General features: G+C 50.2%; 11 protein-coding genes. 6 read left to right on the top strand and 5 right to left on the bottom strand.

Features of this window, described 5'->3' with window-relative positions:
* Positions 1 to 358: 358 nt before the first annotated feature.
* Complete coding sequence (locus B5F34_RS14355) at positions 359 to 844, bottom strand: outer membrane beta-barrel protein (RefSeq protein ID WP_087340386.1); 486 nt, start codon at positions 842 to 844, stop codon at positions 359 to 361.
* A 105-nt stretch (positions 845 to 949) separates the two neighbouring features.
* Between B5F34_RS14355 and B5F34_RS14350 the strand changes: the two genes are divergently transcribed.
* Entirely contained in the window at positions 950 to 2455 is a 1506-nt protein-coding gene (locus B5F34_RS14350; RefSeq protein ID WP_087340384.1) for a family 10 glycosylhydrolase, read from the top strand.
* Here the strand turns inward: B5F34_RS14350 and B5F34_RS14345 are convergent.
* A complete protein-coding gene (locus tag B5F34_RS14345; RefSeq protein WP_087340382.1) occupies positions 2373 to 3581 on the bottom strand; it encodes a hypothetical protein in 1209 nt (402 codons plus the stop codon). The two genes, B5F34_RS14350 and B5F34_RS14345, sit on opposite strands and share 83 nt — an antisense overlap.
* A gap of 89 nt (positions 3582 to 3670) precedes the next feature.
* Between B5F34_RS14345 and B5F34_RS14340 the strand changes: the two genes are divergently transcribed.
* The 4 genes from B5F34_RS14340 to B5F34_RS14325 all read left to right on the top strand — a co-directional run bounded on the left by B5F34_RS14340 (position 3671) and on the right by B5F34_RS14325 (position 10779).
* Positions 3671 to 4852: an AAA family ATPase gene (locus B5F34_RS14340; RefSeq protein WP_087340380.1), complete on the top strand. Its 1182-nt coding sequence runs from the start codon at positions 3671 to 3673 to the stop codon at positions 4850 to 4852.
* 69 nt (positions 4853 to 4921) lie between these two features.
* Entirely contained in the window at positions 4922 to 8494 is a 3573-nt protein-coding gene (nifJ, locus tag B5F34_RS14335) for a pyruvate:ferredoxin (flavodoxin) oxidoreductase (protein ID WP_087340378.1), read from the top strand.
* Between the two features lie 175 nt (positions 8495 to 8669).
* Positions 8670 to 9143 carry a 23S rRNA (pseudouridine(1915)-N(3))-methyltransferase RlmH gene (gene rlmH / locus B5F34_RS14330; RefSeq protein ID WP_087340376.1) on the top strand — a complete coding sequence of 158 codons (474 nt, stop codon included), beginning with the start codon at positions 8670 to 8672 and terminating at the stop codon, positions 9141 to 9143.
* Between the two features lie 355 nt (positions 9144 to 9498).
* Positions 9499 to 10779 (top strand): L-serine ammonia-lyase, iron-sulfur-dependent, subunit alpha, encoded by a 1281-nt coding sequence (locus B5F34_RS14325; protein WP_087340374.1) that lies wholly within the window; start codon positions 9499 to 9501, stop codon positions 10777 to 10779.
* 73 nt (positions 10780 to 10852) lie between these two features.
* Here B5F34_RS14325 and rfbB read toward each other — a convergent pair whose 3' ends face one another.
* The 3 genes from rfbB to B5F34_RS14310 form a co-directional block, all read right to left on the bottom strand.
* Complete coding sequence (gene rfbB, locus B5F34_RS14320) at positions 10853 to 11992, bottom strand: dTDP-glucose 4,6-dehydratase (RefSeq protein ID WP_087340372.1); 1140 nt, start codon at positions 11990 to 11992, stop codon at positions 10853 to 10855.
* Positions 11993 to 12037: 45 nt separating this feature from the next.
* Positions 12038 to 12910: a glucose-1-phosphate thymidylyltransferase RfbA gene (gene rfbA, locus B5F34_RS14315; RefSeq protein WP_087340370.1), complete on the bottom strand. Its 873-nt coding sequence runs from the start codon at positions 12908 to 12910 to the stop codon at positions 12038 to 12040.
* A 247-nt stretch (positions 12911 to 13157) separates the two neighbouring features.
* Positions 13158 to 13652 (bottom strand): metallophosphoesterase family protein, encoded by a 495-nt coding sequence (locus tag B5F34_RS14310; RefSeq protein WP_087340369.1) that lies wholly within the window; start codon positions 13650 to 13652, stop codon positions 13158 to 13160.
* A 479-nt stretch (positions 13653 to 14131) separates the two neighbouring features.
* Here B5F34_RS14310 and B5F34_RS14305 point away from each other — a divergent pair, with 479 nt between their 5' ends.
* Positions 14132 to 16393, top strand: a complete 2262-nt coding sequence (locus B5F34_RS14305; RefSeq protein ID WP_239448985.1) for an inorganic phosphate transporter — start codon at positions 14132 to 14134, stop codon at positions 16391 to 16393.
* Positions 16394 to 16600: the final 207 nt, after the last annotated feature.

Below are 16600 nucleotides of genomic sequence, written 5' to 3'. Positions count from 1 at the left end.
CTTTTATTCAGAACACAGAACCGCTGCATCGCGAAGTCTTGTCTGCATTCCCTTTCCGGTGGGAGAAGCTGGGGTAGGTGGAGGTCCTGAGGCTCCTTTTGCTGTCTTCTCATGCATGGGGCATTCTGCCCTCTTCCGGTTGCATAACAGAAAAACGGGCTGCGGCAGTTCTGTGTTCAATGAAGTCATTTTGGGGCATAGGCTTCACAGGTATATTTCTTATACCTTGGAAGCCTGTTTCTTATACCTTGGAAATTTGCTTCTCATACCTTGGAAGTTTCTTTCCCCTATATAGCAGCATCAGCTGTTTATTTTATGATACAAAAGGGGAAAAGCAGTGAAGGCATGAGATAAACTATCAAAAGTAAAGTCCGAATCCTAATTTGAGTCCGATTTTCGAACGGTCACCATTGATGTTCCAGTATACGGCTGGTTCCAGGGTTACAGTTTTCGAGAGAAAGAATGCGTAACCTGCCTCCATGCCGAAAGAAAACTTCGTGTCGCTATGGTTACCCCAGTCCAAACGGTCGACATTGACATTGGCGCCCAGATAAATGCCTACCTGGCTGAAATAGTAGCGTCCACCCACACCCAGGTAATAAACATCGGTATCTCCTCCGTTTTCATTCCAGCCCAAGCCACCTCGGATGAGCAGAGCCAGGTTGTCGGCCACAAAAGCCCCACCGTTTACATCCAATCCGAATGAAGCCTTGTCCAATCCGGTATCGTATGACAATCCTGCTCCCGTAAGCGAAGGATTGACTACCCATTTCCCTTTCTCGAACTGAGCCTGAGCCGATACCACACTGGCCAACAGGCAAATCAATAACACTAACTTCTTCATAATGCTTTTCTTTTAAAGATAATGGACGCAAAAGTAACACTTTCCCTCCTATCTGCGCAAGATTGTCCAACCTTTTGTGTAACTTCGCCGCCAAAATGACAAGTTATGAGCAAAAAAACGAATATCCTACTGGGTTTTCTAAGCTTGATGCTTTTGTTGCCTTTGACTGTGAAAGCCCAGCCCAAATATGAAGTGCGTGCGGCGTGGGTGACCACTGCATACGGCTTGGACTGGCCTCGCACACGTGCCACCTCCCCCGCCACCATGAAACGCCAGCAACAGGAACTCATCGAAATATTGGACAAGTTGAAAGCTGCCCATTTCAATACCGTGCTTTTTCAGGCACGCACCCGGGGCGATGTGCTTTATCGCTCAGACATCGAACCGATGAATTCCGTGCTTACCGGAAAAAAGTACGGTGACCCAGGCTATGACCCTTTGGCTTTCGCCGTCGAAGAGTGCCACAAGCGCGGTATGGAGTGTCATGCCTGGATGGTGACGCTGCCTTTGGGAAACCGCAAACATGTGAATTACCTGGGGGCACGCTCCGTCACCAAGACACACCGCAACATTTGTGTGCCTTACGGACGGCAATGGTATCTCAACGCTGGAAACCCTGAAACCAAAGAATATCTGATGAGCCTGGTGCGTGAGGTGGTGACACGCTACGACGTAGATGGCGTGCACTTCGACTTTTTGCGCTATCCCGAACATGCCCGCCGATTCCCCGACAGCTATGACTACAACAAGCGGAGCAGGGGACGGAGCCTGGAACAGTGGCGGCGGGATAATCTGACGGAAATTCTCCGATATATCTATGGGAAAGTAAAAGAACTGAAGCCGTGGGTAAAAGTCAGCACCAGCCCCGTGGGTAAATACAGGGATACAAGCCGCTATCCCTCCCGCGGTTGGAACGCCTATCATGCCGTCTACCAAGATGTGCAGGGCTGGCTCGGAGAAGGTATTCAGGACCAAATCTATCCGATGATGTATTTCCGGGGCAATCACTTTTATCCCTTTGCCCTCGACTGGCAGGAACAGAGCAACGGACGGCATATCGTCCCAGGGCTGGGCATTTACTTCCTGCACCCGAGCGAAGGAAACTGGAGCCTTGATGAAATAGAACGACAGCTTCGCTTCGTCCGTACCGAACAGATGGCCGGAGAAGCACATTATCGGGTAGCTTTCCTCATGGACAATACGCAAGGGCTCTATGATTTGCTGAAGGAAGAATTTTATACCTGTCCCGCCCTGCAACCCGCCATGCCTTGGCTGGACAATCAGGCTCCTTCTGCCCCTTCGGCATTGCAGGTAAATCGTCGGGATGATGGAACCACCTCCCTGGTCTGGAAGGCGGCTGCGGACAATGACCCCTCCAATGCGCCCACTTACGTGGTTTATGCTTCCGACTCTCTGCCGGTGGACATCCGTAACCCTCATTACATCGTGGCTACGGGAATACGCGATACCTGTTTTGTTTACGCTCCTATTCTGCCTTGGGAAGGTTTCAAACACTTTGCTGTAACGGCTATTGACCGTTATGGGAACGAAAGCAATCCTTGTCAGGAGGGGCAACCCGCACAAAAGCCCGGTAATGTGCGGAAGGAGTGACTGGCACCAAGGGTAGATAGCCTTCCGATATGCGTCCGGAACATACGACCAACGGAGACAGCGCCATGTCGCGTTCGTGGCATGCGCGCAAGTCGTCGGCGGACGGATGGTATTCCACCGAAAAAGAACCGCAGGCGCCGGGAGCGAGCAGGCGTCTGGTCAAGTTGCTTGCCACTAACCCCATATTCATGCGCAGGTTTACTTCAACACACGGGTGAATGGCGTAAGCATCTTCTGTATGGCACACCATCATGTCAATGCCTAAATAGCCAACATAACCGGCAAAAGTTTTCTGCAACATCAGTTTGGCTTCCCAGCACACCTGATGCAGCCATTCACAAGGCACGTGTGCGGACAGGTATTTTTCTGCTTCCTTGTCTGCAAACAGTAAATTGCCTGTGTAGGCTCCTCTTGCAGTCGTCTTGAAACAAGAATATCCTTCAAAAGAAACTTCTCCCTGCTCATTCATGTAAAACTCAAGAGCAAAGTCCGACACCTTATTATATATAGGGGAAGCCACTACGCATCCTTGTGTGCGCAGCACCCGCGTACACCAGTTCTGAACAGTTTGCGTGCAACTACCATCCAGGCACCAGAACAAACCTTTCCCACTTCCCGACCAAGGCATTTTCAGCACCACTTGCTTGCGGGTTTCCACATACGTGCGGCACTCTTCTATATTATACAGGTTTCTGCTTTCGCCCACACAAAAAGACAAATGCCGGAATGCCTTCAGGGCTTCTTCCATCCGTTCACGCGAAGCCAGTATCCGCCATGAGTCCAGCTTTTCTGTAGTGGGCAATGCCTTTTCTGATACACCATTGCGTAGTAGGCGATTGCGCAACGCAGCATTCCATCCCCAGGGAATCATACTCTCTAATTCGATTTCTCCCAGTTCTGGTTCGGTCACCAAGTGAGCGTCCATCCCCCAAAGGTCAGACATACGCTCCAGAAACACATCATTATAGGCCGATGCAGCCAATACACCGCTGCCGGGCAAGGCATACCAAGCCGGGAGCAATGCTAAGTCACAGGCCATCTGACGGGCAGAGGCAGGAGGTATGTAGTTGACTCTTCCGTCGGCCAAGGCCAAATCGGCATCAGGATTGAAAAGATATAGATTCATGGTGCAAACTTACACATTATTTTTGCTAACTCTACTTTGCAATTAGATAAAAAAGACATATCTTTGCCCCCTGATATAAGAAGAAAGGCATGGAATCATTTTACCGCACACACGCTTATCTGGTGGAGCATACCAACGCTCCCGTGCGCCGCGATCTCATGGATGAGATTGACTGGAGCGACCGCCTCATAGGCATCAAGGGAACGCGTGGTGTGGGTAAGACGACTTTCCTGCTTCAGTATGCCAAGGAAAAGTTCGGGACAGACGACCGTTCATGTCTTTTTATCAACATGAACAACTTCTATTTCTCAGGGCACGGCATCGTGGAGTTTGCTGCTGAATTCCAGAATCGGGGAGGAAAAGTGTTGCTCATCGACCAGGTGTTCAAACATCCCGGATGGAGCCGGGAACTCCGTCAGTGCTATGACCGGTTTCCCAACCTGAAAATTGTATTTACCGGTTCGTCGGTAATGCGCCTCAAGGAGGAGAACCCGGAGTTGGGCGATGTGGTGAAGAGTTACAACCTGCGTGGCTTCTCTTTCCGCGAATTCCTTAATTTGCAGACGGGCATGAAATTTCATTCCTTTACGCTGGAAGAGATTCTTGCAAAGCACGAACAGATTGCGCGCGGGGTACTGGCTAAGGTGCGGCCGCTGGATTACTTCCAGGATTATCTGCACCACGGCTTCTATCCGTTCTTCTTGGAGAAACGGAACTTTTCGGAGAATCTGCTCAAAACCATGAACATGATGGTGGAGGTAGACATACTGCTCATTAAGCAAATAGAATTGAAGTATCTCTCGAAGATAAAGAAACTGTTTTACCTGCTGGCTGTAGACGGTCCTCAGGCTCCAAACATCAGCCAGCTGGCATGTGATATACAGACTTCGCGTGCTACAGTGATGAATTATATCAAATATCTGGCCGATGCACGCCTTATTAACATGGTTTACCCCAACGGGGAAGAGTTTCCTAAGAAACCGGGAGTCATTATGATGCATAACCCCAATCTGATGTACTCCATTTACCCCATTAAGGTAGAACAGTTGGATATATTGAACACGTTCTTCGTGAACACGCTTTGGAAAGACCACCGGGTCAATCAGGGAAATAAGAATTATTCATTCCTGGTAGATGGAAGTATGCCCTTTAAGATATGTACGGAGGGATTGCGTATCAAAAACAATCCAGACGTTACCTACGCTGTACACCGCGCGGAGGTGGGAAGGGGAAACCAGATTCCGTTGTGGTTGTTCGGGTTTCTTTATTAAATGAAGAGAAAAGACGAAATAGAGAATTAACCAACATATATGTTCATTACTTATAATTCGTGATTAGTTATGACTAAACAGAAAAAATTCATCACTTGTGATGGTAACGAAGCTGCAGCGCATATCTCGTATATGTTCTCAGAAGTTGCGGCTATCTATCCCATCACTCCGTCGTCTACGATGGCTGAGCACGTAGACGAATGGGCGGCCGCCGGTCGCAAGAATATCTTCGGCGAGACGGTGCTCGTACAGGAAATGCAGTCGGAAGCCGGTGCTGCCGGTGCCGTACATGGCTCTTTGCAAGCCGGTGCATTGACTACGACCTACACAGCCTCTCAAGGCTTGCTGCTGATGATTCCGAACATGTACAAGATAGCCGGTGAAAACCTGCCTTGCGTGTTCCACGTATCAGCCCGTACACTGGCTAGCCACGCCCTCTGTATCTTTGGCGATCATCAAGATGTTATGTCTTGCCGCCAAACCGGATTTGCCATGCTGTGCGAAGGCTCCGTACAAGAGGTTATGGATCTGGCTGGCGTGGCTCACTTGGCTACGCTGAAAGCCCGCGTGCCGTTCATCAACTTCTTCGATGGTTTCCGCACTTCACACGAAATCCAGAAAATTGAAAAGCTGGACAACGAAGATCTGGCTCCGCTTATCGACCAGGAGGCCTTGGCTGAATTCCGTCAGCGTGCCATGAACCCGATGAATCCCGTAGCTCGCGGTATGGCCGAGAATCCCGACCACTTCTTCCAGCACCGTGAAGCTTGTAACCCGTTCTATGAGCAAGTGCCCGCCATTGTAGAAGATTATATGAAGAAAATCAGCGAAATCACCGGACGGCAATACGGCCTCTTCGATTACTACGGAGATCCCGAAGCTGACCGTGTTATTATCGCTATGGGTTCGGTTACAGAGGCTATCCGCGAGGTAATTGACCATCTCCGCGCCAAGGGTGAGAAAGTGGGTCTCGTAGCCGTTCACCTCTACCGTCCGTTCTCTGCCAAGCATTTCCTGGCTGCTGTGCCTAAGACTGCCAAGCGTATTGCTGTGCTCGACCGCACGAAAGAACCCGGCTCCAACGGCGAACCTCTCTATATGGATGTCAAAGACTGCTTCTATGGCGCAGAAGACGCTCCTCTCATCGTGGGTGGACGTTATGGCTTGGGTTCGAAAGACACCACGCCGGCGCAAATCCTGGCTGTATATGACAACCTGAAGATGAACACACCGAAGAACCACTTCACGATAGGTATTGTCGATGATGTTACGTTCACCTCTCTGCCTCAGGAAGAAGAAATTGCCATGGGCGGCGAAGGTATGTTCGAAGCTAAGTTCTATGGTTTGGGTGCCGATGGTACGGTAGGTGCTAACAAGAACTCTGTGAAGATTATCGGTGATAATACAGACAAGCATTGTCAGGCTTACTTCTCTTACGACTCCAAGAAGTCCGGTGGCTTCACTTGCTCGCACTTGCGTTTCGGCGACACGCCTATCCGTTCTACTTACTTGGTAAATACGCCTAACTTTGTAGCTTGCCATGTTCAGGCTTACCTCCACATGTACGATGTAACCCGTGGCTTGCGCAAAAATGGTACTTTCCTGCTGAACACTATTTGGGAAGGCGACGAACTGGCCAAGAACCTGCCGAACAAGGTTAAGCGCTATTTTGCACAGAACAACATCAGCGTTTACTACATCAATGCAACGCAAATTGCACAGGAAATCGGCTTGGGTAACCGCACCAACACTATCCTGCAATCGGCATTCTTCCGCATCACCGAGGTAATTCCCGTAGACTTGGCTGTAGAGCAGATGAAGAAGTTCATTGTGAAGTCATACGGAAAGAAGGGTGAAGATGTGGTGAACAAGAACTATGCTGCCGTTGACCGCGGTGGTGAATACAAGCAACTGACCATCGACCCGGCATGGGCTAACCTGCCTGATGATGAGAAGGCTGCAAACAATGACCCGGCTTTCATCAACGAAGTAGTTCGTCCTATCAATGCACAGGACGGCGACTTGCTGCCGGTATCGGCTTTCAAAGGCATCGAAGATGGTACGTGGCATCAGGGTACTGCCAAGTACGAAAAACGTGGTGTGGCTGCTTTCGTCCCCGTTTGGAATCCTGAAAACTGTATCCAGTGTAATAAGTGTGCTTATGTCTGCCCGCACGCTGCCATCCGTCCGTTCGTTCTCGATGCTGAAGAGCAAAAGGGTGCTAACTTCCCGATGCTGAAGGCTGTAGGAAAGGCATTCGATGGTATGACCTTCCGTATGCAGGTAGACGTATTGGACTGCCTGGGTTGCGGAAACTGCGTGGATGTATGTCCGGGTAACCCGAAGAAGGGCGGCAAGGCTCTCTCAATGGTTCACCTCGAAAGCCAGATGGCAGAGGCTGACAATTGGACATACTGCACGGAACAAGTGAAGAGCAAACAACACCTGGTAGATATCAAGGCCAACGTGAAGAACAGCCAGTTCGCTACTCCGTTGTTCGAGTTCTCCGGCGCATGCTCCGGTTGCGGCGAAACTCCGTATGTGAAGCTCATCAGCCAGCTGTTCGGCGACCGTGAAATGGTGGCTAACGCTACGGGCTGCTCGTCTATCTATTCCGGCTCTGTGCCTTCCACACCTTATACAAAGAACGAGAAGGGGCATGGTCCCGCTTGGGCAAATTCCTTGTTCGAGGACTTCTGCGAGTTCGGTCTGGGTATGGAACTGGCCAACGAGAAGCTGCGTGAGCGTATTGCCAAGCTGATGCAAGAAGGCATCGCAAGCGAAGCTACTCCTGCCGAATACAAAGCCATCTTCCAGGAATGGCTGGACAACGCACTGGATGCCGATAAGACGAAAGACATCTACGAGCGCATCGTGCCCATGCTGGAAGCTGCCAAGGATAAGTGTCCTATTTGCGCAGGTATCTACGATTTGAAGCAGTACATTGTAAAACGCAGCCAGTGGATTATCGGTGGCGACGGTGCTTCTTACGATATTGGTTACGGTGGTTTGGACCATGTTATCGCCAGCGGCAAGGATGTCAACATCCTCGTGCTCGATACAGAGGTTTACTCCAACACCGGCGGTCAGTCTTCCAAAGCTACTCCGCTGGGAGCCATTGCCAAGTTTGCTGCCAGTGGCAAGCGTGTACGCAAGAAAGACCTGGGTCTGATGGCTACGACTTATGGTTATGTTTATGTAGCACAGATTGCTATGGGTGCCGACCAGGCACAGACCCTGAAAGCTCTGCGCGAAGCCGAGGCTTATCCCGGTCCGTCGCTCATCATCGCCTATGCTCCGTGTATCAACCACGGTCTGAAGGCTGGTATGGGTAAGAGCCAGGCTGAGGAAGAAAAGGCTGTGAAGTGTGGCTATTGGCATCTGTGGCGCTACAACCCCGCTCTGGAAGCTGAAGGCAAGAACCCGTTCACATTGGATAGCAAGGAACCGGAATGGGAAGGCTTCAAGGACTTCCTGAAAGGTGAAGTGCGCTATGCTTCTGTGATGAAGCAATATCCGCAGGAAGCCGAAGAACTCTTCCAGGCTGCCGAAGACAACGCTAAGTGGCGTTACGCCAGCTACAAGCGTATGGCCGCTGAAAGCTGGGGCGTATGTCCGCCGGATACGATGCTGAAGAAGTAAACTTCCTATTAGCATAAGTTTGAAAAGCTCCTTCCCTTCTTTGAAGGGTGGGAGCTTTTTTTAGCTAGTTCAAACTGATAGTCCGCTTGTAAAACAGAGTCGGTGAAAAGGCTATACAGAAAAATATTCACTACCTTTGCCATCGATATTTGATATACAAGAAAAAAGAAAACGAATGAAAACCCTCCTGCTTGTAGTGGGTCGTACAACGGACCCTCATTTCACGATACTCATCAATGACTATATGCAACGTACGCAACGTTATCTTACTTTTGACCTTGAGGTCATTCCTGAGTTGAAAAATACGCGTAATCTCTCCACTGACTTGCAGAAAGAACGTGAAGCCGACCTCATCTTACGCGCCTTGCAGCCGGGTGACTTTGTGGTGTTGCTCGATGAAGGCGGGCGAGAAATGCGCTCATTGGAATTTGCCGAATGGATGCGTCATAAAATGAATACGGTACCCCGGCGCCTCGTGTTTGTAATCGGGGGACCTTACGGGTTTGCCCCGCGTATCTATGAAGCAGCCCGCGAAAAACTTTCTCTATCGCGTATGACTTTCTCTCATCAGATGGTGCGCCTCATCTTTGTCGAACAGCTTTATCGCGCCATGAGCATTTTGGCCGGTAGTCCTTATCACCACGAATAATGTTGTCATGAAGTCTGTTGCCGGCATATCGCTATAGACAAAAGATTCTGAAGTGATTTAGACCTTTTCCTTTGTGATGTGAGTAATCGCATTTTGTTGGTAATCAGTATTTTGTTTCTAATATATAACAAACTTGCTGCTTATTGCCTGGAAGTAGACTGCTTATTGCTTGGAAGTTCTTTGTGAAGAGCTTGTCAGAGAAGTTGCCCTATGTGCAGTGCATCAGTTTTGTGCGTAAATAGTTTAGACCACTTCTTCTTCATTTTTCTTCTGCTTACCATACCGGCTTTAACTTATTTTTGTTAGCTTTGCATTCATATTCATGAAATACCCACATGTCAATCTAAAAAAAGAGATGGAACAACTCGAAAGACAACAAATCATAGCGCTTGTGAAGCGCGAAGTAGTGCCTGCTATCGGCTGTACCGAACCCATGGCCGTAGCTCTCTGTGTGGCTCGTGCCACTGAAATATTAGGGCATCGCCCCGAAAAGGTGACTGCTCTGCTCAGTGCCAATATTCTGAAGAATGCCATGGGGGTGGGCATACCCGGAACAGGCATGATAGGACTCCCTATTGCTATTGCGCTGGGGGCTCTCATCGGACGGTCGGAATATCAGCTTGAAGTATTAAAAGACTGTACACCACAGGCAGTAAACGAGGGCAAACAGTTTATTGATGAGAAGCGTATCCATATTGCGTTGAAAGATGGCATTGAAGAAAAACTTTACATCGAAGTTATTTGTCAGGCAGGTACAGAGCAGGCTACTGCGGTCATTGCAGGCGGACACACCGACTTCCGTTATCTGGCGAGAAACGGTGAAGTCTTATTGGACAAACAGTCTGTTTCTGCGGCCGAGGAAGAAGAAACCGCCCCAGAGTTGAACCTGCATAAGGTCTATGAGTTTGCCACCACGGCTCCTTTGGACGAAATACGCTTCATACTTGAAACGGCCCGCATCAACAAGGCTGCTGCCGAACAATCTTTTCAGGGCGACTACGGACATGGGCTGGGTAAGATGCTGCGTGGCAACTACGAACATCGTATCATGGGCGACAGTGTCTTCTCACATATTCTTTCTTATACTTCCGGTGCTTGCGATGCCCGTATGGCTGGTGCCATGATACCGGTAATGAGCAATTCGGGCAGCGGTAATCAAGGGATTTCGGCTACTATTCCTGTCGTTGTGTTTGCCGAAGAAAACGGTAAAACGGAGGAAGAGCTTATCCGTGCGCTCATGTTAAGCCACTTGACAGTCATCTATATTAAACAAAGTTTAGGCAGACTCTCTGCCCTATGCGGTTGTGTAGTAGCAGCAACCGGTTCCAGCTGTGGCATTACCTGGCTAATGGGCGGGGATTACCGGCAGATAACGTATGCAGTACAAAATATGATAGCCAACCTGACCGGCATGATATGTGACGGTGCCAAACCCAGTTGCGCGCTGAAAGTCACCACTGGCGTATCTACTGCCGTGCTTTCTGCTATCATGGCTATGGAGAACCGAACTGTTACTTCCGTGGAGGGGATTATTGATGAGGACGTGGACCGGAGCATCCGAAACCTCACTCAAATAGGTACTCGTGGCATGAATGAGACCGATAGGGTCGTGTTGGATATTATGACGAAAAAATAGAGACTGGAAACAGATAAAAACCAAAGAGAGAGGCGAATATCCGTCCCTCCCTTTGGTTTTTATACACTCCTCTTTATCGGTTGCCGTACATGCGGTCGTAGTACTTCTGATACTCGCCGCTGGTCACCTCTTCCACCCAATCCTGGTGGTTGAGATACCACTCAATGGTCTTGACAATACCTACTTCGAAGGTCGTTTCAGGCACCCAGCCCAGTTCGTTGTGAATCTTGGTAGGATCGATGGCATAGCGTTGGTCGTGTCCCAGACGGTCCTTTACAAAGGTGATTAGGCTATCGTTTATCCACGAGATGTCAATGTCTCCGTCAGGAGTAATTACTTGTTTCTTCAGTACCTTGCGATATTCAGGATGCGACTCCATGAGCCGGTGGATGGTGGCGATGGTGAGGCGTACAATTTCCAGGTTGGTCTTTTCGTTATGGCCACCCACGTTGTAGACTTCGCCGGCGCGTCCTTGTGAAATAACAAGGTCGATAGCTTTGCAATGGTCTTCGACATAGAGCCAGTCGCGCACGTTACTGCCATCACCGTATACAGGCAGTGACTTTCCTTCAAGAATGTTCTTGATGATAAGCGGTATGAGTTTTTCGGGGAAGTGATAGGGCCCGTAGTTGTTCGAGCAGCGGGTGATGCTGACAGGCATGTGGTAGGTGTCCCGGTAAGCCATAACGAAGAGGTCGGCGCTGGTCTTTGAAGCGCTGTACGGGCTGTGAGGGCAGAGGGGAGTATGCTCGGTGAAGTATCCTTCGGCTCCAAGTGAGCCGTATACCTCATCGGTGCTGACCTGGTGAAAGCGTACACCGTTACGCCAAAGCGGATAGCCTGTTTCGTCATGACCCGTTACCCAGCTGCGTCGGGCGGCATCGAGCAAGTTTTGCGTGCCGAGGATGTTGGTTTGCAGGAAGAGCTGCGGGTTTTCAATGCTGCGGTCCACATGGCTTTCGGCGGCGAAGTTCACCACATAGTCAAATTTATAGCGGGCGAAGAGTTCATCGGCAAGGGAACGATCGCCGATGTCACCTCGCACGAAGATGCAACGGTCGTTGTCAATGTCATCGGCTATGGTACCCAGGTTGCCTGCATAAGTCAGTGCATCGAGCACTACAATACGGATGTTGTCGTATCTCTTCAGGAGATATTTGATGAAGTTGGCGCCGATGAATCCTGCGGCACCCGTTACGAGATAGGTCTTCATAATGATCAATGGTTAATGGTTAATGGGGCAATGATTTATGGAGTATTACTTTCGTGTATCTGCCAATTCCATGAGGTAGTGTCCATACTCTGTCTTGCCGAGCTGTTCGCCCAAGCGGTGCAGTTGTGGAGAGTCTATCCAACCTTTGCGCCAGGCAATTTCTTCAATACACGATACGCGGAAGCCCTGACGGTTCTGTATGGTAGCCACGAAGTTGGAAGCCTCGAGCAGGCTGTCGCAATTGCCCGTGTCAAGCCAGGCAAAGCCTCGGCCGAAGAGTTCTACTTTGAGAGTTCCTTCATTAAGGTAAAGGCGGTTGAGGTCGGTTATCTCGTATTCGCCCCGGGCCGAAGGTTTCAATGCCAGTGCCTTTTCAGTGACGGTATGGTCATAGAAGTAGAGTCCGGGCACGGCATAATTGCTCTTGGGGTGTTGGGGCTTCTCTTCGATGGAGATGACGCGTCCCGTATGGTCGAATTCTACCACGCCGTAAGCGCGGGGGTCTTTGACGTAGTAGCCGAAGATGCAGGCTCCTTGCTTTACGGAAGAGGCGCGGCGCAGCATGGAAGAGAATCCCTGCCCGTAGAAGAGGTTATCGCCCAAGATGAGGCAGCCAGGACCTCCGTCGAGGAAGTCGGCACCCAGCACAAAAGCCTGTGCCAGACCGTTGGGATGTTCTTGCACCTTGTATTGGAACTTCATGCCCAGTTCTTCGCCTGTGCCCAACAGTTCGCGGAACATGGGCAGGTCGCGCGGGGTGGAGATGATGAGCACTTCGCGGATACCGGCCAGCATGAGTGTGGAAAGGGGATAATAAATCATGGGCTTGTCGTAGACAGGCATTATCTGTTTGGAGATAGCCTTGCTCAGAGGGTAGAGGCGGGTGGCGCTTCCGCCTGCCAGAATAATTCCTTTCATATCTTCATTCTTTTTTAATAGGGTAATGAGTTACTCTTGTTCAAATTAGAATAAAATAAGAAGGAGGACGATGCCCCACGGCTCTCGCGATTATTCACGGGTGCAAAGATGCGGAAAAATCGGGACATGTCCAAACTTTCAGCCCGAAACCTTCACTCGTCCTGCTCCCTGAGGGGGAAGCTTTCGGGGAAAAGATATTTGCGCTGTGCTACTGGCCTTTGTGTTCGGGCGATGTGTGCCGTGCGTTTCATTGCTCTGCCAGTTCAATGACTTCAAGGTCGCCGAATTGGCCGTTGTCCACTACGAAGCGCACGAGGGTACGCTTGGTGTGCCATCCCTGCACGCCTGCCGCACCGGGATTGATGTGGAGCATGTGGAGCGTGCGGTCGTATTGCACTTTGAGGATGTGCGAGTGTCCGCTGACAAATAGGCGGGGTGGGCGGGTCAGGAGAGAGCCGCGTATGGAGGGGTCATAGTGTCCGGGGTATCCGCCAATGTGTTTCATCACTACTTCGGCACCCTCTATGGTGAAGCGTAGTGTCTGGGGGTAGAGGCGTCGCAGTTCGGCCCCGTCGATGTTACCGTAGACGGCACGAAGGGGGCGGAAGGCTGCCAGGCGGAGGGCCAGTTCGGCAGAGCCGATGTCGCCTGCGTGCCAGATTTCGTCGCAAGGCTCGAAATACTTCAGGTAGCGGTCGTCCCAGTAGCCATGCGTGTCGGAGAGAAGTCCTATCTTCTTCATAAATTGAGCATTAAGAGTTTAGCATCCATAATTAAAGGGAGCCCGGTTTGGCGGCGCTTCCTAACCTGAGACAAAGATAAGGTTTATATCGGGAATGAAGAGAAGTGATTGAAACTTTTTTCGTAACACGGATGTCTTGAGTAAAAGGGACATTCCTATTCTGGTAAGCGCTTCGTAGAAAACGGCCAAGCGCTAAGCAGCCAGCTTCCAGGCGCTAAGCAGTATACTTCTTATATATAAGGTGCATGGTATTGATTATCAATGTAATAACGAATCGGCTGTGCGCTGGTCGGAGAGTCTAAATTATTTCAGCATTCAAGTCGGAGCAGAGGGGGAGTACATCCCCGGTCTTTCTTCGCTTCCCTTTCTTCTGTAACATGTTTGTAATACGTATGACAAGCGTATGTAACACGGAATGCCGTCCTTTGCACCCGAAAGCTGAAGTGAGTAGAATCACACATTATTTTATAATACATTTTATGGAAACAATTTACTTGTGCATCGTCATTTTCCTCGGCATTCTGGCCGTTTTCGACCTCATGGTAGGTGTTAGCAACGATGCAGTGAACTTTCTCAATTCGTCCGTCGGCTCCAAGGCGGCTTCGTTTCGAACCATGCTCATCATTGCCTGTATCGGTGTATTTGTGGGCGCCTCGCTGAGCAACGGTATGATGGACATTGCACGCCACGGCATTTACCAGCCGCAGTACTTCTTCTTCGATGAACTGATGTGCATCCTTCTGGCTGTGATGCTGACGGACGTAGTGCTGCTCGATGTGTTCAACACCATGGGTCTTCCTACGAGTACCACCGTGTCGATGGTGTTTGAGTTGCTGGGAGGTACCTTCGCCCTGGCTATGGTCAAGACGTTGGGTTCTGACGACTACACGATGGGTCAGCTTATCAATACGGATAAGGCACTGACGGTTATCATGGCCATCTTCGTGAGTGTGGCTATTGCCTTCTTCTTCGGTATGGTGGTGCAGTGGTTGGCCCGTATCATCTTCACCTTCAATTACAAGAAGCACCTGAAGTACAGCATAGCCCTTTTTGGAGGTGTCGCTGCTACAAGTATTATCTACTTCATGCTCATCAAAGGCCTGAAGGATAGTTCGTTTATGACTGCCGATGTGAATAACTGGATTCACGCTCACACGGGCTACATTGTGCTGGGCTGTTTCGTGTTCTTCACCATCCTGATGCAGGTGTTGCATTGGTGCAAGATAAACGTGTTCAAGATTGTAGTAATGATGGGTACTTTCGCTCTGGCCCTGGCCTTTGCTGGTAATGACCTTGTAAACTTCATTGGTGTACCCTTGGCTGGTTATGATGCCTACCTGGACTATATGGCCAACGGACAGGCGGCAGGTCCCGACGGCTGGCTGATGACTTCGCTGCTGGGCTCGGCCAAGACGCCGTGGTACTTCCTTATTCTGGCAGGTGCAGTGATGGTCTATGCCCTGTGCACCTCAAAGAAAGCACACAATGTTATTAAAACCGAGGTGTCGTTGGCCCGTCAAGACGAGGGCGAAGAAGGTTTCGGTTCTACTCCTATTGCTCGCCGTATCGTGCGTTTCAGCCTTAACTTGGCCAATACACTCAACCGCATTACTCCCGAACGTACCAAGGCTTGGATTTCCACCCGCTTCCGTAAAGAAGAGTTGACGCTGGAAGAGGGGGCCGCATTCGACCTTGTGCGCGCTTCGGTCAACCTCGTGCTTTCCGGTCTGCTTATCGCGCTGGGCACTTCGCTCAAGCTGCCTCTTTCCACCACCTACGTTACGTTCATGGTATCTATGGGTACTTCGCTTACCGACCGAGCCTGGGGACGTGACTCTGCAGTGTTCCGCATCACGGGTGTGCTTAGTGTCATCGGTGGCTGGTTTATCACGGCAGGTGCGGCATTCACTATCTGTTTCTTCGTTACGTTGATTATACACTATGGCGGCAGCATTGCCATCGTGGCTCTCATTGCCGTGGCTGTTTACTCGCTTATCCATAGCCAGATGATGTTCAAGAAGCGCAAACAGAAGGAAAAGATACTGGATACTGTGAAGCAGATTATGCAGAGCGAAGACAACGAAGAAGTACTGACTCTGCTGCGCCAGCACACTCGCGAAGAGCTGACCAAGGTGCTGAGCTTTACGCAAGAGAATTACGAACGTACTGTTACTTCTTTCTTGCACGAAAACCTGCGCGGTCTGCGCCGCTCTATGGGTTCGGTGAAGTTTGAAAAGCAGCTTATCAAGCAGATGAAGCGTACGGGAACCTTGGCCATGTCACGTCTGGATAACAAGACTGTGCTGGATAAGGGGCTGTATTACTTCCAGGGCAATGACTTCGCCAGCGAACTGGTGTACAGTATCGGTCGCTTGTGTGAACCCTGCCTGGAGCATATCGACAACAACTTCAAGCCTCTGGATGCTATTCAGAAAGGTGAGTTTGGCGATGTGAGCGAAGACATCACGAGTCTGCTCCAGACAAGTCGTCAGACAGTAGAAGACAACAACTACGAACATCTGGGTGACATTGTACGTAAGGCAAACGACCTGAACGGACAGCTGTCACACCTGAAGCGCGAAGAACTGCAACGTATACAGGGACAAAGCGGCAGTATCAAGGTAAGCATGGTATATCTGACCATGATTCAGGAGGCACAGAACGTAGTAACCTATACCACTAATTTGCTGAAGGTAAGTCGCAAATTCCAAGCAGAAGACAACAACGAAATGCCGCGCTGAGACAGCACGGCTCCACGCAGATTCTATATCACTCAGCTTATTGTGTGTTTTGAGCGCCGGTCTCAGTCGTTGAGACCGGCGCTTTCTCTCTGTATGCTCGGCATGAGTATTAGCTAACGGGTGCAAGTCCCGAATGAGCCCTAATAGCGGGAATCATACAGCCCATGGCAAGGGTGTCCATCGCGAGTTGGAATCTGAAAGAAGCCG

This window comes from Mediterranea sp. An20 (assembly GCF_002160055.1).
GTDB lineage: Bacteria > Bacteroidota > Bacteroidia > Bacteroidales > Bacteroidaceae > Bacteroides > Bacteroides avicola.
Note: the sequence above shows the minus strand (reverse complement) of the source record. Positions and strands in the feature narration are given on the sequence as shown.

What these genes read in the sequence shown, in the direction of transcription:
- B5F34_RS14355 (WP_087340386.1), bottom strand. Translation starts at nt 844, where the DNA reads ATGAAGAAGTTAGTGTTATTGATTTGCCTGTTGGCCAGTGTGGTATCG.
- B5F34_RS14350 (WP_087340384.1), top strand. Translation starts at nt 950, where the DNA reads ATGAGCAAAAAAACGAATATCCTACTGGGTTTTCTAAGCTTGATGCTT.
- B5F34_RS14345 (WP_087340382.1), bottom strand. Translation starts at nt 3,581, where the DNA reads ATGAATCTATATCTTTTCAATCCTGATGCCGATTTGGCCTTGGCCGAC.
- B5F34_RS14340 (WP_087340380.1), top strand. Translation starts at nt 3,671, where the DNA reads ATGGAATCATTTTACCGCACACACGCTTATCTGGTGGAGCATACCAAC.
- nifJ (WP_087340378.1), top strand. Translation starts at nt 4,922, where the DNA reads ATGACTAAACAGAAAAAATTCATCACTTGTGATGGTAACGAAGCTGCA.
- rlmH (WP_087340376.1), top strand. Translation starts at nt 8,670, where the DNA reads ATGAAAACCCTCCTGCTTGTAGTGGGTCGTACAACGGACCCTCATTTC.
- B5F34_RS14325 (WP_087340374.1), top strand. Translation starts at nt 9,499, where the DNA reads ATGGAACAACTCGAAAGACAACAAATCATAGCGCTTGTGAAGCGCGAA.
- rfbB (WP_087340372.1), bottom strand. Translation starts at nt 11,992, where the DNA reads ATGAAGACCTATCTCGTAACGGGTGCCGCAGGATTCATCGGCGCCAAC.
- rfbA (WP_087340370.1), bottom strand. Translation starts at nt 12,910, where the DNA reads ATGAAAGGAATTATTCTGGCAGGCGGAAGCGCCACCCGCCTCTACCCT.
- B5F34_RS14310 (WP_087340369.1), bottom strand. Translation starts at nt 13,652, where the DNA reads ATGAAGAAGATAGGACTTCTCTCCGACACGCATGGCTACTGGGACGAC.
- B5F34_RS14305 (WP_239448985.1), top strand. Translation starts at nt 14,132, where the DNA reads ATGGAAACAATTTACTTGTGCATCGTCATTTTCCTCGGCATTCTGGCC.